Here is an 18,002-nt window from a genome sequence, read left to right on the forward strand (position 1 = left end):
TGCACGACATCGGCGAGGTCGCCGTGCCGACGCGAGCCTGCTCAAGCCCGGTCCGCCGACCTCAGACGAGGGCGCCGTGATGCAGACGCACGCCCAGGTCGGCCACGAGATGCTCAGCGGTTGCGGCAGCGACCTTCTCGACCTCGCCGCGTGGATCGCGCTCACGCACCACCAACGCCACGACGGTGGCGGCCATCCGCACGGGCTGCGCGGCGACGACATCCCCCTGGCCGGCCGGATCGTCGCGGTCGCCGACGCGTTTGACGCCATCCCCAGCGGACGTGTCCACAAGGATGCCGTCGCGGTGCCCGTCGCCGCCGCGATCATCCACGCGGGCCGTGGTGCGCCTTGCGCCGCCGTTGCCGAGAAGGTGCGTACCGACGCGACCCGAGGGCCGTCGAGCCATCGGTGCCCCCTGACCCGTCGGACTGATACGCCCGACGCCGGCGCCCGGCGGGCGCGGGCCTTGGCCTTGTACATCTCGTGATCGGCCCGGTGCAAGACCTCAGCACCTGGGACCGTCGATGACGGAGGGGGGTTGCGCCAGCGCGCGTCGGCGCGGATGTCCGGGTCTCGGCCATCGCGGCGCGGGAAGCTCGAGCGGCTTGGGTGTCGCGCCACGCGGCCGCGTGGGCCGCTGCGGCGGTGGGCAGCATCGGGGAGCCGAGAGGCCTCCTCGTCTGCCGTCACCCGCGCTTTGGCGCGGCCTGTTCGAGCGCAGCGGCACAGCGTGCCAGGAGCTCGAGCAGCTGATGGTGCTCGGCCTTGCTCAGATCGCTGACGGCCACGCTCTCGAGGCGGCCCACAAGCCGGTGAGCCTTGCTCAACAGCGCCTTGCCGGCCGGCGTCAGTTCGGCGTTGAGCACCCGCAGGTTGGTCGCGCTGACCCTTCGTGCGATCAGCTCCGCCTCCTCCAGCTGGAGCACAAGGGCGTTCATCGTCTGCGGCGTCACCAGGGCGTTTCTGGCCAATTCGGCGGACGAGGCCCCCGGCGCCCTCTCGAGCGCCCTGAGCGTCGAATACTGCGGAATCGTGAGCCCGAGCTCTCGCAGCGGCCCTTCGAGGCTCTTGCGCCAAGCCAACTCGGCGAGGCGAAGCTCGTACCCAAGCTGGCGCTGGTCGCTCATTGCGACAGCAACACTACGCAGGTTGCCTGATATCAGTCAACCTGATACAATCTCAGCATGCCTGATATGCAGAGGGTGGTCGTGCGGAGCGCACCGATGGCGGTGACGTTGTCTCCTCCGCTGCACCGCTGCGGCGGATCGTGGCCAACATCAACGCGTAGGTCACACGCACGACGGATCCGATGATGCGATCCGGCTCACCGTCGCACGAGGTGACGACCGATGCGCTCGACGTCTCGGCCTACACGGTCTCCACCGGTCGGACGATCACCCAGTCGGCCAAGCAGAAGCTCCAGCAGCTCCTGCCCGACCGATGACGGCGATCGAGATTCCCTCGGGCAGCCAGTTCGAGCTGCGCTCCGGCGACCAGCGAGCCATCGTGGTCGAGGTGGGCGGAGCCCTGCGCTCCTACGTCGCCGCCGGCCACGAGTTGCTCGACGGGTACGGAGCGCAGGAGCGCTGCACCTCGGCCCGGGGGCAGTCGCTGATCCCCTGGCCCAACCGGCTGCGCGACGGGCGCTACAGCTTCGCAGGCCGGCAGCACCAGCTGCCACTCACCGAGCCGGCCAAGCACAACGCGATCCACGGTCTGGTCCGCTGGGCCAATTGGAGCGCCGCCTCCTCGGCGCAGGACCGCGTCACCATGACGCACCTCCTCCACCCCCAGTCCGGCTGGCCCTTCACCCTCGCGCTGGAGATCGAGTACTCGCTGTCGCGCGACGGTCTCACCGTTCGGACGCGAGCGACCAATGTCGGCTCGGGCCCGTGCCCGTATGGCGCCGGCGCACACCCCTACCTCACGCTCGGCACGGAGACGATCGACTCCCTGCTCCTCCAGGCTCCGGGACAGAGGCATCTGACCTGCGACGAGCGAGGGATCCCGACCGGGTCGGCGGCCGTGGCGGGGACCAAGTTCGATTTCCTCCGCGCGCGCGAGATCGGCGATGCCCGCCTCGACACCGCCTACGGCGATCTGCTCCGCGATCCGGACGGCCGCGCGCGGGTGCGCGTGATCACCCCGGACCGGACGAGACGGGCCACGCTGTGGCTCGACGCGGGCTACCCCTATCTGATGCTGTTCACCGGCGATTCGCTGCCCAAGCCGCGTCGCCGGCGTCGCGGACTGGGGATCGAACCGATGACCTGCGCACCCAATGCGCTGCAGTCCGGCGACGGGCTCCTGACTCTCGAACCGGGCGAGCGCGTCGAGACCGCCTGGGGCATCGCCCCCGAGTAGCGGACGATGGCCGACGCCGAACGAGCGTTCGCCGAGCAGTCCCTGACGCGCGAGCAGGGCCGGCACCCGCGGATGCGACTGTCCCAGGTGCAGATGCGACTGGGTTCGCGCTTCTTCTCGGTGTGGTGGCTCCTGCCCGGCCTGCTGATGCTCGCCGTGGCGTCGGTGGCCGCGGGCAAGGTGTTCATCGCCACCGGCGCGGGCCAGTCGTTGATCCATGGCCACCCCTGCGTCCCGCACACACCTCGGGTCAGCCCCGGGGTCCAGTGGTGGGTGGTGGTCACCCACGTGGCCAACTTCTTCTTCATGGTGATGATCATCCGCGCCGGATGGCAGATCCTCGCCGATCATCCGCGTCTGTACGCGAAGGTGCACTGCACGCCCGATCGGGAGGTGCTTCGCTTCCGTGGACCGGTCCCCAAGGACCGGGTCTGGACGGCCAAGGACGACGCCGTGACGCTGAGCCCGCTGTTCGGCATGCCCGGCGGCCGGCACACCATCGGCGTGGCACGCCACTGGCACTTCATCTTCGACATCCTGTTCGTGGTCAACGGGATCGCCTACGTGGTGCTGCTCTTTGCCACCGGCCGCTACCTCAAGCTCGTCCCGACGGAGCTGTCGATCCTTCCCGACGCGGGGTCGTGCATCGTGCAGTACTCCGCCCTCCACCTGCCGGCGGCACCGGGCGGCTACGTCCGCTTCGACGCGATCCAGCAGTTGAGCTACTTCGGTGTCGTCTTCCTGCTGGGGCCGCTGGCGATCCTCAGTGGACTGGCCATGTCGCCTGCGCTGGACAACCGGTTCCAGTGGTATCAGCGGATCTTCGGCAACCGTCAGGCCGCACGCACGCTGCACTTCTTGATCATGTGCGCGTTCCTGCTCTTCTACGCCGTGCACATGACGATGGTGGCCGCGACGGGGTTCGCCGACAACCTCGACTCGATCGCCCTGGGGAGCCGGGGGCACGACCTCAATGGGGTGGCGCTGCTGTTCGTCGCGCTGGGCGTCACGATCGCATTCAACGTCTGGGCGGTTCGCTTCTCGTGGACCCATACCCGGGTCCTGCAGCGCGTCTCCAATGCCACGGTCGGACGCCTGATGGACCTTCTGTTCGATCACTACGCGCCACGGGCCGAGTACCGCGAGCAGGACATCAGCCCGTTCTTCTGGCCCAACGGACTGGTGCCCACCAGCGATGAGTGGACCGGCCTGCGCGATCGCGAGTTCCGCGACTACCGACTGCGCGTGCACGGCTTGGTGGAGCACCCGGTAGAGCTGTCCCTGAGGCAGTTGCGTGAGCTGGCACACCAGGACCAGATCACCATGCACAACTGCATTCAGGGCTGGTCGGCGATCGGTAGGTGGTCGGGGGTGCCGTTCACCAAGCTGATCGAGCTGGTACGCCCGCAGCCGGAGGCGCGGTGGGTCATGTTCTACTCCTACGGAGAGGGCGGCGAGGGCGGTCAGTACTACGACTCGCACACCGTCGACGATCTTCGTCACCCGCAGAGCCTGCTCGCCTACGAGATGAACGGCGAGCCGCTCCCACTGCTGCACGGCGCGCCTCTGCGGTTGCGGGTTGAGAACCAGCTCGGCTTCAAGCACGTCAAGTGGATCAAGGAGATCGAGTTCGTCCGCCATTTCTCGGAGCGGGGCGGCGGCGAGGGCGGCTACAACGAGGACCACGAGTTCTACGGCTACCGCGATGAGATCTGATCGCCGCGCCGCTCCGGCCGTCCCCGTCACGCCGCCCATCGCCCGCGCCTCGGACACCCGAGAGCGCGCCCCATCCACCGCACAAGAGGAAACAGCAGATGACCAAGCACACACGTCCTGAAGTCGTCGTCGTAACCGGTGCCTCGGGAGGCGTCGGACGGGCGATCGCGCATGCGTTCGCCAAGAGGGGAGCGCACATCGCCCTGCTCGCCCGCGGTGAGCAGGGCCTTGCCGAGGCGGTGGCCGAAGTCCAGGGCCTCGGCGGAAAGGCCATCGCGGTCCCGACCGACGTCGCCGACCACGAGGCCGTCGAGGCGGCCGCCGCCCGGGTCGAGCAGGAGCTCGGCCCGATCGACGTCTGGATCAACGACGCGATGGCCACGGTGTTCGCCCGCGTCGCCGACACCGACCCGGCGGAGTTCAGGCGCGCAACCGAAGTGACCTATCTCGGCACCGTGTACGGGACGATGGCCGCGCTCAGCCGGATGGTCGAGCGCAACAGCGGGACGATCGTCCAGGTCGGCTCAGCGTTGTCCTACCGAGCGATCCCGCTGCAAGCGGCGTACTGCGGGTCGAAGTTCGCGATCCGTGGCTTCACCGATTCGCTTCGCACCGAGCTCCTGCACGACAAGAGCAACGTGCACATCACGATGGTCCAGCTCCCGGGCGTCAACACCACCCAGTTCAACTGGTGTCGCTCGAAGCTGCCCCAGCACCCCATGCCGGTGCCCCCGATCTACCAGCCGGAGATTCCCGCCGAGGCGGTCTACTGGGCGGCTCACCACCGCCGCCGGGAGCTGTGGGTCGGCTACAGCGCCGTCCAGGCGATCCTCGGCAACAAGCTGGCGCCGAGCCTGGCCGACCGGTACCTCGCCAGGACCGGATTCAGCGGACAGCAGATGAAGAACCATCCCGTCGACCCCGACCGCCCCGACAACCTCTACGCGCCGGTCCAGAACGAGGCGGCGACGCACGGGATCTTCAACGCCCAGGCCAAGACCACCAGCCCGCAGCTGTGGGCGGCCACGCACCGACCGATCGTGGCGGCGGCGGGGTTGGCCATCTCGGCCCTCGCGGCCGCGGCACGGCGCACGCGATGACCGCGCCGACAGCGTCCCAGACCGCCGCCCGCGCCCAGCGTCCACACGTCCTGCGCGAGTACGCGCTGTTGGCCGACGGCGAGCGGGGCGTTCTCGTCGGCCCCCGCGGTGACTTCGTCTGGATGTGCTTCCCGCGCTGGGACTCCGGCGCGGTGTTCTCCTCCCTGATCGGTGGTTCGGGTGCGTACGCGGTGACGCCGAGGGACCGGTGCGTGTGGGGTGGCTACTACGAGCCTGGGAGTCTGATCTGGCGCAGTCGATGGGTCACCGACGATGCGACGATCGAGTGCCGCGAGGCGCTCGCGCTGCCCACTCGTCCCGACCGGGCAGTGATCCTGCGCCGGGTGATCGCCAGGCAAGGGACTGCCCGGGTCGACGTCGTACTCGACCCGCGGGGGGACTTCGGCAAGCACGCGCTGCGCAGGCTCTCCAAGGCCGATGACGGCACCTGGACCGGGGAACTTGACGGCGCTCACCTGTGTTGGGTCGGAGGCCAGGGAGCCCGCCCGCAGGCCGATGGCCACGGCGGGAAGGCTCTGACCCTCACGCTGGAGCTCGCCGAAGGAGCCCACCACGACTTCGTCCTCGTCCTGGCCGCCGAGGCTTCCGACTGCGCCCCTCCGGATCCCGAATGGGCCTGGCAGGGCGTGGAGGCAGCATGGCGTGACCGCGTGCCCGAGCTGGAGCGCACCAGCGCGCCGCGCGACAGCCGCCACTCCTACGCGGTGCTCTCAGGGCTGACGAGCGCCGGCGGCGGAATGGTCGCCGCGGCCACCACCTCCCTGCCTGAGCGCGCCCGCCAGGGCCGCAACTATGACTACCGCTACGTGTGGATCAGGGACCAGTGCTACGCCGGCCAGGCGGTCGCCAAGGCGGGGCCGTACCCGCTCATGGATGACGCGGTTCGCTTCGTCGCCGAGCGGCTGCTCGCCGATGGTCCCCAGCTCAAGCCCGCCTACACCACCACCGGCGCCGCCGTCCCCGACCAGCGTCAGCTCGACCTGCCCGGGTACCCAGGTGGATCCGACATCGTCGGCAACTGGGTCAATGGGCAATTCCAGCTCGACGGCTTCGGCGAGGCGCTGCTCCTGTTCGCCGCCGCAGCGCGTCATGACCACCTCGACGCCGACGGCTGGCGCGCCGCCGAGTCCGCGATCGGGGCCATCGAGCAGCGCTGGCGCGAACCTGACACCGACGCGGGGATCTGGGAGATCGATCCCGACGCCTGGACGCACAGCCGCCTGATCTGCGCCGCCGGGCTACGGCAGATCGCGCAATGCGGGCCTGGCGGGGAGCAGGCCGCCCGCTGGGTCTCACTCGCGGACATGATCGTCTCAGACACCGCGGCGCACGCCGTCCACCCCTCCGGACGTTGGCAGCGCTCGCCAGGGGACGTGCGCGTGGACGCGGCCCTGCTGCTGCCTGCCATCCGCGGCGCGATCCCGGCCTCCGACCCCCGCTCCATCGCCACGCTCCAAGCCGTCGCCTCAGAGCTCACCCAGGACGGCTACTGCTACCGCTATCGCCCTGACGAACGGCCGCTGGGAACATCAGAAGGTGCGTTTCTGCTCTGCGGCTTCCTGATGTCGCTGGCGTACACCCAACAGGGCGACCACGTCAGCGCCGCCCGCTGGTTCGAACGCAACCGTGCCGCCAGCGGACCTCCCGGCCTCTACTCAGAGGAGTTCGACGTCACCCAGCGCCAGTTGCGCGGCAACCTCCCGCAAGCGTTCGTCCACGCGCTGATGCTCGAATGCGCGCTCACCCAATACGGCGACCTGGACCTGCCGTGATGAGGCTCCCCGCGATCCGGGCGACCTGGGGTGCCGCATTGCTGCTCGCCCCCGACGTCGTGCTCGGCATCATCGGCCAGGGCCGCGTGGACACTCGCACGCGCCGCGTGACCCAGGTACTCGGCGGACGGGAGCTCCTGCAAGGACTTCTGGCCTCACGACACTGCTCGCGATCCTGGGTGCTGAGGGGCGCGGCGGTCGACGGCACGCACGCCGTCACGATGCTCGCGTTGGCAGTCCGGCGCCCCGCGTCTCGACGGCCGGCAACGGCCAGCGCGCTCGCCGCCACGAGTCTCGCCGTGGCCGGGGTCGTCAGAGGTCGCCGGGTGCCCTGACCGCGCTCGGCCGCGGGTGACCGCAGACGCGGGCGTGATGCCGGTGGGCTGCCCGCTCACGGAGCCCCATGTCCCTGGGAGCGCCCGGACGTCGTCAACGACACGGCCGGCCACGAGAACGGTGACCTGCTCCTGGCCGACGTGGCACGGGCCATGACGTCGACGATGCGCTCCCGCGTGCCACGATCAGCGCCGGCCTGGCCGAGCTCGACGAGGACCACGCGCCCGACGCCCCCGATGACACGCTCACCACCCTCGTCAGGCGTGCCGACGAGGCGCTCCTCCCCGCCGAGCACCGCCGTCCGCGTAGCTCACGGTGACTGGCGCGCGGCACCGTCCATCACCAGCTCGCTCGTCGGACTCCCGGATCGGCCGCCGACCGGCCTTCGCCAGGCCCGGAGATGCGGGACTAGTCCACCAGCACCGTCGGCTCGGAGGCGTCGAGGAACGTCCTCACGGCCGGTCGCACCAGGTAGTTGGCGTACTGCATCGACCGGGTGTAGATCTTGTCGTAGTTCTTCTGGTCGGGATCGGTGCCGTCGTAGTCGGAGGACCCGGGGAACTGCTCGGCGTACTTCTGGTATCCGGCAACCGCCAAGTAGGCGACGTTGTCGATCAGCATGTCCTTGGCGATCTCCGGAAACACCCTCGGGTCATCAGCCACAGCGGTGAGCGCCCGCCGGCCGCGAGTGGTGAAGCGTCGATAGTGCCAGTCGATGTACTTGGCCACGACGGTGGGCGGTGAATGCAGGCCAACGGGCAGGCACACCATGGCCTGCACGAGACGCGGCTGGATCATGACCGCCGATTGGCCCGGGACTCCCCAATCGATGTCGTACAACTTGCCGACATCCGCCCGGAATTCGTCGCAGGAGACGACCTTGACGTGCAGGTCCGGGAACGGGCTGCCGAATCCCATGTCGTTCCGCTGCGTGTAGGTGGGCCTGTGGGAGATGTAGGCGGCCGAGATCGGATTGAACCCGTAGTCGAGCGTCGCGTCCCAGGTCATCCTGAGCGCACCCGTGTCGAACATGCTCTCTCGCGCAAGACCTCTATGCAGATCCGTCATCGTTCCCGATCCTCGTCGACGACATCGGCCACAGCATAAAGGCCTGCTCGCGCCGTACAGCGCGCACGCCCTCAGGCCTTCTCGGTCTGCAGGAGCCGCTCGCGGCGGGCGAGCCGGTGATCGGTCCAGCGGCGGACCTTGACCTCGAACCGGCAGGGGGCGCCGCCGCCTCGGAGAGATCCGTCCCGATCCCGATCGCCTGGCGTAGCTCGACGGCGAGCTCCTCGAGGCGCTCGGAGCACCGCCGAGGGGTCAGACGTTCACCGCCTTGGTCTTCTTCATGTCGTCGAACCGGGCGGCCCCGTCCGCGGTCATGTCGTCGCAACCAGCATCGTCGCCGACGGGGGCCCGGGATGGCCCGGATGCCACGCGAACGGGCCGGGGCCCGATTTCGCGCGCGTGATCTGACAGCCCGCCCTGCGGGCGCCACCGGATGGGTACGGCGGGCCTGTGTCCCAGCTCGCCACACCATGGTTGGTGCTGATCTTCGGTCTCGGCGCCGCTGCGGTCTGGGTCGCCGGCATCCATCTGTCGCGCCAGACCGACGTGCTCGCGACACGGCTGCATCTGGGATCGGCGCTCGGCGGCCTGCTCCTCCTCGCGCTGGCGACCAACCTGCCGGAGATCGCGATCGTCTGCAGCGCCGCGCTCTCGGGCGACGTCGGCGTCGCCGTCGGCAACATCCTGGGCGGAATCGCCATCCAGACCGTCGTGCTGGTCGTCCTCGACGTGTTCGGGGTCAGCGCCGGGCGCCCCCTCACCTACCGCGCGGCGTCGCTCGTCCTGGTCGTGGAGGGGCTGGCCGTCATCGGCGTGCTCGCCACGGTGGTGGGCGGCACGCAGCTGCCCGCCGGCGTGATCGTCTGGCGCTTGACCCCCGAGTGCGTGCTGATCGCCGTGCTGTGGCTGGTGAGCCTGCTGCTGGTCCAGCGCGCCGGGCGCGGCCTGCCCTGGCACGAGGCCGGCCAGCCGCCGGACGGCCAGAAGCCTGAGCGCGGCCACCGCCGCCGCAGGACCGAGCAGACCGCCACCCAGAAGGGCATCAGCACAGCCCGGGCCGCCGGCATCTTCGCCGCCGCGGCCGCCGTCACGCTGATCGCCGGCATCGTCCTGGAGCGCAGCGGCGAGGCGATCGCCGGCCACATCGGCCTGTCCGGCGTGCTCTTCGGCGCGACGGTCCTGGCGGCCGCAACGTCACTGCCGGAGGTCTCTACCGGCCTCACCTCGGTCAGGCAGGGCGACTACCAGCTGGCCGTCAGCGACATCTTCGGCGGCAACGCCTTCCTCCCGGTGCTGTTCCTGCCGGCCACGCTGCTCTCCGGCAAGGCGGTCCTGCCCCGGGCCAGCGACACCGACATCTACCTCACCGCCGTCGGCATCGTGCTGACCACCGCCTACGTGACCGGGCTGCTGTTCCGTCCCACGCGTCGCGTCGCACGGATGGGCGTCGACTCCCTGGTCGTGCTGGTCCTCTACGCCCTGGCCCTGGCGGGGCTCTTCGCGATCAGCGCGGCCGCCTGATGGAGCGCCGCGTCGGCCCTCCGCCGCACCCCCACCCCAGCCGCTGCACGAGGACCGCGCCGGGCTTGGACAGCGGCTGCCTGGAGACGGGGTCCCATGTGGTGGGCGTCAGCTCGTTGGCGGCGCGGCCGTCGTCGCCGCCCGGGCCCTCGGGATGGTCGGTGTCCCAGCAGCCGTAGTGGAACGGCACGAGGACCCCGCCCTCGCGGATGGAAGTGGCGTGTCGGATCCCCTCGCTGTCCGCAGAATGTATCGGAGTCCAATATGTTTTGGATTGCATGCCGGATCCTTCGACCCGCGCCGAGCTGCGCGACTTCTCCACATCCCCTGCCGTGGTGCTCCACGTGCTGGCCGCGGCCCTTGTCGGGGCCGCCGTGGCGGTCATCGCCCTCGGGCTGCTGGACCTCATCTCGCTGCTCACGCACCTCCTGTACTCCGGGCAGCTCAGCGTGCGCGCCGTGGCGCCGAGCACCCGGCACCTCGGCGTCGCCAGCGCGCTCATCCCGGTCGCCGGCGGCCTGGTCGTCGGGCTCATGGCGCGCTTCGGGTCCGAGCGCATCCGTGGTCACGGGATCCCCGAGGCCATCGAGACCATCCTCCTGCGCGGGAGCAGGATGGAGCCGCGGCTGGCCGTGCTCAAGCCGTTGTCGAGCGCGATCAGCATCGGCTCCGGCGGCCCGTTCGGCGCCGAGGGCCCGATCATCGTCACGGGCGGCGCGGTGGGCAGCATCACCGGCCAGCTGTTCCACCTGACCGCCGCCGAGCGACGCGCGCTGCTGGTCGCCGGGGCGGCCGGGGGCATGACCGCGGTGTTCGGCACGCCGCTGGCCTCCGTCCTGCTGGCGGTCGAGCTGCTGCTGTTCGAGTGGCGCCCGCGCTCCGTCGTGCCCGCGGTCGCCGCCGCCGCGGCGGCGGCCGTCGTGCGCTCCCAGCTCGCGAGCGCCGGTCTGCTGCCGGGCATCCCGCTGTTCCCGATGGCCTCCCACACGCTGCAGGCCCAGCTGGGGCCCGCCGTGCTGGCCGGCGGCCTGGCCGTGGGCGTCTGCGGCGGGGCGCTGGCGTGGGTGATGACCCGCTGCGTCTACGCCGGCGAGGACCTCTTCGCGCGCCTCCCGCTGCACTGGTCGTGGTGGCCCGCGCTCGGCGGCGTGGTCGTCGGCGTGGGCGGCCTGATCGACCCGCGCGTCCTCGGCGTCGGCTACGGCACGATCGGCGACGAGCTGGCGGGCCGGCTCGCGCTCGGCGCGCTGGCCGCCGTGCTCGTCGTCAAGCTCGTGGTCTGGGCCGTCGCGCTGGGCTCGAACACCAGCGGCGGGATCCTCGCTCCGCTGATGATGCTCGGCGCGGCCGCGGGCGGGCTCGTCGGGCACGTGCTGCCCGGCGCGCCGGTCGGCACGTACGCGCTGCTCGGGCTCGCGGCGGCCATGGCCGGCGTGATGCGCTCCCCGCTGACGAGCATCGCCTTCGCGATCGAGCTCACGCACGACGTCAACGCGGTCACCGCCCTCGTCCTCGCCTGCGGCGCGGCGCACCTGGTCAGCGTGCTGGTCCTCCCGCGCTCCATCCTCACGGAGAAGATCGCCCGCCGCGGCTACCACGTCAGCCGCGAGTACGCGGTAGATCCGCTCGAGGCGCTGTTCGTCCGCGACGTCATGGAGACCGACGTGACGACCGTGAGCCCCACCGCCCTCGCGCGCGACCTCTACGCCCGGCTGCCCGAGGGCAGCCCCGCCCGCCGCCAGCGCCTGTACCCGATGACCGCGGGCAACGACGTGCTGCTCGGCGTCATCGCGTTCTCCGACCTCATGCCCGCGCGGTCGGCCGCCGGCGTCAGCGCCGCCGACCTGGCCCGCATCCCCGTGGTCGCCCATGCCGACGAGACGCTGCGCCACGTCGCCGACCGCATGGCCGCCGAGGGCCACGGCGCCCTGCCCGTCGTCGAGGCCTCCGACCCCCAGCGCCTGGTCGGGCTGGTCACGCAGTTCGACCTGCTGCGCGCGCACGAGCGCGTGCTCGTCGAGGAGCGCCGCCGCGCCGCGCCCCTGCACCCGCGGAGCCTGCTCGGCCTGCGCCCCAGGAGGGAGCCGACGGCGTGACCGCACCCACCGACGAGGAGTACCGGCGCCTGCTCGCCTTCCGCACGGAGCTGCGCCGCTTCATCCGCTGGAGCGAGACCGCGGCGGCGGACGCCGGGCTCACCCCCGCGCTGCATCAGCTGCTGCTCGCGATCCGCGGCCACGACGACGCGACGGGACCGGCGACGATCGGCTCGGTGGCCGAGGCGCTGCTCGTGCGCCACCACACCGCGGTCGAGCTCGCCCAGCGCGCCGAGCAGGAGGGCCTCATCGTCCGCCGGCGCGACGAGGACGACCAGCGGCGCGTCCTGCTCGCGCTCACGCGGCGGGGCGCGGCGCGCCTGGACCGGCTCAGCGAGATGCACCTCGAGCAGATCGGCGGCCTGGCCGAGCGCCTGACCGCGGTGACCGCCCGGCGATGACCGGGCGCGCGCTGGTCGCAGGACGCCCTCGTCGGCCACGCGGCGCGAGGCGGTGGTGCGGGCGGTCATCTTCGCGCCGTGGCCGGTGACCTTCAGCTTCACGGTGACCTTCGACCACGGGGCGGCCGAGGCGGGGCCGGCGAGGGCCAGGTCCGCCCTCAGTAGGCCGCGAGCCGCTCGGCGGCCTCGGCCAGGGAGCGGGCGAGGCTGGTGGTGTCGGCCAGCCATGGTTCCCCGTCGGCCCGTGGGTCGATCCGCAGGTGCAGGCGGCCGTCGTGCAGGACGGTCACGCCCAGGAGCTCGTTCGCACACCAGAACTCGGCCTCGTTGTCGTAGGCCTCCTCCGGGCCGGTGACGACCACCGTGATCTCGGTCACCGCTGCGTCTCCATGTGTGCGGCCCACCACGTCTCGTAGTCGGTCGCCCCGATCCGGGCGCCATCTCCGGGCGTCAGCTCGTCACCGGTCAGCTCCGTGCCGAAGTAGCGGGCGTGCGGGTCGCTGACGACCTCGCGCTGGTCGCCCGTGGTCGTGAACAGCCGCCGCGCCCACGCGTCGATGCCCAGCGCCTCGGGCCCCCCGAGCTCCACGTGACCGCCGACCGGGCCGCCGGTCGCCAGCTCGGCGACGGTCGCCGCGACGTCGTCGGCGGCGACGAGCTGCATCAGGCCGTTCGAGAGGCGGACGCGCTGGTCGCCCTCGGCCCCGCTGTCGACGATCTGCGCGAGGAACTCGAAGAACTGCGTGGCCCGCAGGATCGTGTAGGGGATGCCGCCCGCCTCGATCTCGGCCTCCTGGGCGACCTTGGCCCGCAGGTACCCGCTGTCAGGCAGCCGGTCGCAGCCCACGATCGACACGGCGAGGTGGTGGCCGACGCCGGCCTCGCGCTCGGCCGCGAGCAGGTTGCGCGTCGAGGTCGTGAAGAACTCGCGGACCGCGTCGTCCTCCCAGACCGGCGCGTTGGAGACGTCGACGACGGCGTCGGCGCCGGCCATCACGTCTGCGAGGCCCTCGCCGGTGATCGTGTCGACCCCGGTCGACGGCGACGCCGGCACGGGGTCATGCCCGCGGGCGACCAGCCGTCGGACGACGCTGCCGCCGACCCGCCCGCTCCCTCCGATGACCACGATCTTCATGATGTCGTTCCCTCCGGTTGGTGGTGATGAGGTCGAAGATCTCCGACACGCCCCTCGGGCGCGTCCGTGGCGGGCCCCAGTCTGGTCCCCAGCCGGCCGCGCCCGGGTGCCGCGCAGCTCCCACAGGGCCAGGGCGCTCAGCACCGCGGCGACGACCGCGCTCAGCGCCAGTGCGCTGAGTCGTCCACCGGCGGGCGCGAGCGCCAGGAGCAGCGCCGCGACCGCGAGCCGCTCGGTGCTCATGGACCCCGTGAGGCGCAGGCGGAACAGCGCCTCGCCGATCAGGTAGAGCGCCGGCCCGCCGAGGACCATCGCGAGGCCGGCGCCGTGCAGCGCCCGTCCCGGCTCCTTGATGAGCAGGTCGTCGCCCACCGCCACGGCGATGACGCCCGCGACGATCGGGAGGTGCAGGTAGGTGTACGCGTCGCGTGCCAGCCGGCCCGGGTCCGCGCACGTCCGCATGACCTCGCGTGAGCGCTCGGCCATCACCCCGAAGTACAGCCACCACAGCGCGGCGGTCTCCAGGAACGCGACGCCCAGGCAGAGCACCACCGTGGCGTCCAGCCCCGCGCCCGCCGCCGTCGCGCCGGTGACGACGATCGACTCGCCCAGGGCGATGATGATGAAGGCCTCGCAGCGCTCGGTGAAGTGACCGCCCTCGATGTCGTAGTCGCTGGTCGCGGCCCGGCCTCGTCCCGGCAGCCAGTACCCCGCGGCCGGTGCGCACAGGTCGAGCACCACCGCCGGGACCCACAGCAGCAGCCGCCGGTCGCCGGGCAGCGCCGAGCCGGCCAGCCACAGCGCGCCCGACACGGCGCTCCAGCCGACCAGCCGCTCGAAGATGTCGCGCAGCGGCTCGCCTCGCCGCAGCAGGAGCGCCGCCGCCGCGTTGCGGCCCACCTGCAGCACGACGTAGGCGGCGGCGAACAGCGTGCCGTCGGCGCCGAACGCACCCGGCAGCGCCGCGGCCATCAGCAGGCTGGCGAGCATCACGCCGGTGAGCACGGCGCGCACCGCGGGCGAGCCCGGGTCGAACCAGTTGACCATCCACGTCGTGTAGATCCACGCCCACCACACGATGAGCAGCAGGAACGCCGCGCGGCCGATCCCCGCGACGGACGGATCGTCGAGGATCAGGTGGGAGAGCTGCGTGATCGCGAAGACGTAGACCAGGTCGAAGAACAACTCGACGGTCGTCGTGGGCTGCGTGACGCCGTCGCCCCGTGGGCGCAGGCGCTGCGCCCGCGGCGGCCGGACGGTATTCACGACCGCCGCAGGCGGTGCAGGAACAGGGTCGTCCCGTGCGCCCGGTGGTGGGCGCGGACGCGACGGACGAGACAGCCGACGGCCAGCACCGGGGCCACGAGGGCCGCGATGAGGGCGGCGCCCGCGACGAGCGGGGCCGCCACGACGACGGCGAGGATCAGGAACGGCGGGCAGGCCAGCAGCCCGATGAGGACGACGACGCCGATCTCGGCGGCGCGCAGGCCGTCGCCGGCGGACTCCGCCACATCTGCGGTCAGCTCGGCGGTCGGACGGATGGTGTCGGTGGTGCTCATGGGGACGAGCCTGGCGGGACCGGGCTCCGCTCTCGTCAGGATGTGTCCCCAGTCCGGTCCCCAGTCGGCGTGACGGTCAGCCCAGGTCGGCCAGGGCGTCCTTCAGCTCCGACCGCGAGCTGAGGCCGAGCTTGACGAAGACCTTGCGCAGGTGGTACTCGGCGGTTCGCGAGCTGATGAACAGCCGCGCGCCGATGTCGCGGTTGGTCAGCCCCTGGCCCGCGAGGCGCGCGACGTTGAGCTCCTGGTCGGTGAGCCGGTCGATGGACTCCGGCGTGCGCGGGCGCAGCGTCTCACCGGTGGCCGCGAGCTCACGCGCCGCGCGCTCCGCGAACGCGACGGCGCCGGCGCGTGACAGCACCTCGTGCGCGGCCCGCAGGTGCACGCGGGCGTCGACCCGCCGCTGCCGGCGGCGCAGCATCTCCCCATGGAGCAGGCGGACGCGGCCCACCATGATCGGCATCCGCCCGCGCTCGAAGCCGTCCATCGCCTCCAGGTACCGTCGCTCGGCCTCCTCACCCTCGAGGAGCTGGGCCCTGGCCATCGCAAGGGACGGCCAAGGCCGTCGTGTTGCCCACCGGCTCGGTGACGCGCGCGAGGCGCGCGAGCGCCTCCTCGGCCAGCGCCGGCTCGCCGCTGCGCACCGCCGCCTCCACGAGCTCCAGCAGCGCGCGCATCGCGTGGCCCAGCTCGGACGTGTGCGACAGCTCGCGGCGGGCGGAGGCCATCGCCTCGCCGTAGCGTCCGAGCCCGTTGAACAGGATGGCCTCGGCGTAGTTGACCGCGCTGAGCGCGTACCCCTCACCCCTCGCCTCCGCATCGGCGCGCAGCGGCCTGGCCAGTCGCTCGACCTCATCGGCCTGACCGCGATAGGCCGCGAGGAAGACGCGGCTGAACACCGGCAGCGGATGGCCCGTGACGCTCTTGATGGTGTCGATCTCGTCGCACGCGGCCTCGGCCGCGTCCAGGTCCCCATCGATGGTCTGGGCCAGGATCTGCATGCTCAGGGCGATCGGGAGCACGGTGAGCACGCCGTCGGCGCGCGCGAGCTCGACCTGCCGCCCTGCGAGGGTCCGCAGCGTGTCGACCTCCCACAGGTCCTGCGCCGCGCGGCTGCCGAACCACATCCACCGCAGCTCCAGCGCGTCGGGCGGCCGGGCCGTGAACGCGTGGAACGCACGCCGCAGGACGGGCATGGCCGCGACCTGGCCGTCGGCGGCCAGCAGGGCCTGCCCGCGCAGGATCAGGTCCCGCGCGCGCTCGGATGCGTCGGCCGCGGTCGCCGCCAGGATCGCTCGCGCGACCGTCTGCACCTCGTCAGGGTCACCCAGGCGCCCGGAGTACAGCGCCGCGGCCAACGCCTCCATGTACGTGTCGCGCGCCAGCGTCGGGTCGAGCGGCTCGAGGCGCTGCGCGGCGGCGAGGAGCTCGCGGCCCCCGCTGCGGTCGCGCCGCAGCGCATATCCCGCCCTGGCCCGCAGCCGCGCGACGAGCGCCTCCTGCAGCGCGGTCAGCGGATCGTCGCGCGCGCTGTCGAGCAGTCTCAGCGCCGCGTCGGGGGCGCCGGCGTCGTGCTTGGCCTCGGCGGCCGCGATCAGCCGCTGGGCCCGCCGCAGGGGCGCGGGCGAGAGCTCGGCCGCACGCTCGAGGAACGCGGCGGCCGCTGCGACCCCGCCGCGCGTCCGTGCGCGCTGCGCCGATCGCTCGAGGTCGGCGGCGACCTCCTCGTCGGGGCCCGGCGTGGCGCTGGCCCGGTGCCACGCCCGCCGGTCCGGGTCGCGGTCGACGGAGGTCGCCTCCGCCAGCGCGGCGTGCGCCGCCCGCCGGTCCTCGGGCGACGCGGCGCGGTACACCGCCGACCGCACGAGCGGATGGCGGAACCGGACGCGCGTGCCGACGGCGAGGGCGTCGGCCCGTTGGGCCGCACCGAGATCCTGGGGGCCCAGGCCGAGCACCGCACCGGCCCGCCACAGCAGCCCGGGATCGCCCGTCGGATCCGCGGCCGCGAGCAGCAGCAGCATGCGGGTCGCCGCGGGCAGCGGCTCGAGCTGGGCGATGAGGCTGCGTTCGATGCGGCTCTCGAGCGGCACGGAGCCGGCGACGGCGAAGCCGCCGGCGTGCTCGGCCGGGCCCAGCGCCCGCGGCAGCTCGCGCAGCGCGAGCGGGTTGCCTCGCGCTTCGGCGATGAGCTGGTCGCGGACCCGCCGATCGATGGCACCGGGCAGCGCGAGGCGCAGCAGCTCGTGGGCGTCGTGGTCGCCGAGGCCGCCGACGACGAGCTGCGGCAGGTCGGCGAACGCCTCGTCGACGGTGCGCATCGCCAGGACGATCGCGATCCCCTCGCTGTCGAGGCGAGGAGCGACGAACGCGACCGCGCGAGCCGACACGTCGTCCAGCCACTGGGCGTCGTCCACGATGCACAGCAGGGCCCGCTCGCCGGCGGCCTCCGTCAGCAGCCCGAGCACGGCGAGCCCGACGAGGAACGGGCTGGCCGCGGGGAGGTGCCGCAGGCCGAACGCCGCCTCCAGCGCCTCGCGCTGCGGGGCGGGCAGACGCTCCGCGGCACCCATCACGTGCGCGCACAGCTGGTGCAGGCCGGCGTAGGGCAGCCCCATCTCCGACTCCGAGGCGACCATGCGCTCGACGCGGACATGGGACGCGGCTCGCCCGGACGCGTCGTCGAGCACCGCGGTCTTGCCGACCCCGGCCTCGCCGGAGACGACCAGCGCGCCGCTGCGCCGGGTGCGGGCGCGGCCGATCAGCGCGTCCAGCTCACGCAGTTCGCGGCTGCGGCCCAGGAGCGTTGGGGTCTCCGCGACGGTCATGGCTGTCCCGCCGAACCCTAGCCGGGCCCGCCACGCGCCCCGCGGCGCCTCGGCGCGGTCCCCTGTCCCCCCGTCCCGACCCCGACCG

At 72.3% G+C, this 18,002-nt stretch carries 17 protein-coding genes; 9 read left to right on the forward strand and 8 right to left on the reverse strand.

Annotation, left to right across the window (positions count from 1 at the left end; genetic code table 11):
• Positions 1-79 precede the first annotated feature (79 nt).
• Positions 80-487, forward strand: a complete 408-nt coding sequence (locus tag FSW04_RS01610) for an HD-GYP domain-containing protein (RefSeq protein WP_146915566.1) — start codon at positions 80-82, stop codon at positions 485-487.
• A gap of 199 nt (positions 488-686) precedes the next feature.
• Here the strand turns inward: FSW04_RS01610 and FSW04_RS01615 are convergent, their stop codons facing one another.
• Positions 687-1,127 carry a MarR family winged helix-turn-helix transcriptional regulator gene (locus tag FSW04_RS01615; protein WP_146915568.1) on the reverse strand — a complete coding sequence of 147 codons (441 nt, stop codon included), beginning with the start codon at positions 1,125-1,127 and terminating at the stop codon, positions 687-689.
• Between the two features lie 313 nt (positions 1,128-1,440).
• Here FSW04_RS01615 and FSW04_RS01620 point away from each other — a divergent pair, with 313 nt between their 5' ends.
• The 5 genes from FSW04_RS01620 to FSW04_RS01640 all read left to right on the forward strand — a co-directional run bounded on the left by FSW04_RS01620 (position 1,441) and on the right by FSW04_RS01640 (position 7,308).
• Positions 1,441-2,364, forward strand: coding sequence for an aldose 1-epimerase family protein (locus FSW04_RS01620; RefSeq protein ID WP_146915570.1), 924 nt, complete (start codon positions 1,441-1,443; stop codon positions 2,362-2,364).
• A 6-nt stretch (positions 2,365-2,370) separates the two neighbouring features.
• On the forward strand, positions 2,371-4,080 hold the full coding sequence (locus FSW04_RS01625; protein WP_146915572.1) for a molybdopterin-dependent oxidoreductase: 1,710 nt from the start codon (positions 2,371-2,373) through the stop codon (positions 4,078-4,080).
• A 98-nt stretch (positions 4,081-4,178) separates the two neighbouring features.
• Positions 4,179-5,180, forward strand: coding sequence for an SDR family oxidoreductase (locus FSW04_RS01630; RefSeq protein ID WP_146915574.1), 1,002 nt, complete (start codon positions 4,179-4,181; stop codon positions 5,178-5,180).
• Positions 5,177-6,973, forward strand: a complete 1,797-nt coding sequence (locus FSW04_RS01635) for a glycoside hydrolase family 15 protein (protein WP_146915576.1) — start codon at positions 5,177-5,179, stop codon at positions 6,971-6,973. The genes FSW04_RS01630 and FSW04_RS01635 overlap by 4 nt, the downstream gene beginning before the upstream one ends.
• The gene (locus tag FSW04_RS01640; RefSeq protein WP_146915578.1) at positions 6,973-7,308 is read left to right on the forward strand and encodes a hypothetical protein; all 336 of its coding nucleotides are present in this window, start codon (positions 6,973-6,975) and stop codon (positions 7,306-7,308) included. The genes FSW04_RS01635 and FSW04_RS01640 overlap by 1 nt, the downstream gene beginning before the upstream one ends.
• 409 nt (positions 7,309-7,717) lie before the next feature.
• On the opposite strand, the gene FSW04_RS01645 is transcribed toward FSW04_RS01640, so the two are convergent.
• The gene (locus FSW04_RS01645) at positions 7,718-8,377 is read right to left on the reverse strand and encodes a hypothetical protein (protein WP_146915580.1); all 660 of its coding nucleotides are present in this window, start codon (positions 8,375-8,377) and stop codon (positions 7,718-7,720) included.
• 450 nt (positions 8,378-8,827) lie between these two features.
• On the opposite strand from FSW04_RS01645, the gene FSW04_RS01650 reads away from it, so the two are divergent.
• Positions 8,828-9,898, forward strand: a complete 1,071-nt coding sequence (locus tag FSW04_RS01650; RefSeq protein ID WP_146915582.1) for a sodium:calcium antiporter — start codon at positions 8,828-8,830, stop codon at positions 9,896-9,898.
• On the opposite strand, the gene FSW04_RS01655 is transcribed toward FSW04_RS01650, so the two are convergent.
• Entirely contained in the window at positions 9,882-10,088 is a 207-nt protein-coding gene (locus FSW04_RS01655; protein WP_146915584.1) for a hypothetical protein, read from the reverse strand. The genes FSW04_RS01650 and FSW04_RS01655 overlap by 17 nt on opposite strands.
• Before the next feature lie 88 nt (positions 10,089-10,176).
• Here FSW04_RS01655 and FSW04_RS01660 point away from each other — a divergent pair, with 88 nt between their 5' ends.
• Both FSW04_RS01660 and FSW04_RS01665 read left to right on the forward strand, forming a co-directional pair.
• On the forward strand, positions 10,177-11,994 hold the full coding sequence (locus FSW04_RS01660) for a chloride channel protein (protein ID WP_146915586.1): 1,818 nt from the start codon (positions 10,177-10,179) through the stop codon (positions 11,992-11,994).
• The gene (locus FSW04_RS01665) at positions 11,991-12,395 is read left to right on the forward strand and encodes a MarR family winged helix-turn-helix transcriptional regulator (RefSeq protein WP_146915588.1); all 405 of its coding nucleotides are present in this window, start codon (positions 11,991-11,993) and stop codon (positions 12,393-12,395) included. Before FSW04_RS01660 ends, FSW04_RS01665 begins: the two co-directional genes overlap by 4 nt.
• Before the next feature lie 158 nt (positions 12,396-12,553).
• On the opposite strand, the gene FSW04_RS01670 is transcribed toward FSW04_RS01665, so the two are convergent.
• The 5 genes from FSW04_RS01670 to FSW04_RS01685 all read right to left on the reverse strand — a co-directional run bounded on the left by FSW04_RS01670 (position 12,554) and on the right by FSW04_RS01685 (position 17,914).
• Positions 12,554-12,772, reverse strand: a complete 219-nt coding sequence (locus FSW04_RS01670; RefSeq protein WP_146915590.1) for a hypothetical protein — start codon at positions 12,770-12,772, stop codon at positions 12,554-12,556.
• Positions 12,769-14,796 carry a low temperature requirement protein A gene (locus tag FSW04_RS01675; protein ID WP_146915592.1) on the reverse strand — a complete coding sequence of 676 codons (2,028 nt, stop codon included), beginning with the start codon at positions 14,794-14,796 and terminating at the stop codon, positions 12,769-12,771. The genes FSW04_RS01670 and FSW04_RS01675 overlap by 4 nt, the downstream gene beginning before the upstream one ends.
• Positions 14,793-15,089, reverse strand: coding sequence for a hypothetical protein (locus FSW04_RS01680; RefSeq protein ID WP_146915594.1), 297 nt, complete (start codon positions 15,087-15,089; stop codon positions 14,793-14,795). The genes FSW04_RS01675 and FSW04_RS01680 overlap by 4 nt, the downstream gene beginning before the upstream one ends.
• Before the next feature lie 76 nt (positions 15,090-15,165).
• Positions 15,166-15,576 carry a helix-turn-helix transcriptional regulator gene (locus tag FSW04_RS26680; RefSeq protein ID WP_228430787.1) on the reverse strand — a complete coding sequence of 137 codons (411 nt, stop codon included), beginning with the start codon at positions 15,574-15,576 and terminating at the stop codon, positions 15,166-15,168.
• Between the two features lie 28 nt (positions 15,577-15,604).
• Positions 15,605-17,914 (reverse strand): AAA family ATPase, encoded by a 2,310-nt coding sequence (locus FSW04_RS01685; RefSeq protein WP_228430789.1) that lies wholly within the window; start codon positions 17,912-17,914, stop codon positions 15,605-15,607.
• Between the last annotated feature and the right edge of the window lie 88 nt (positions 17,915-18,002).

Origin of the sequence: Baekduia soli, from assembly GCF_007970665.1 — a bacterium.
Taxonomy (GTDB): Bacteria; Actinomycetota; Thermoleophilia; order Solirubrobacterales; family Solirubrobacteraceae; genus Baekduia; species Baekduia soli.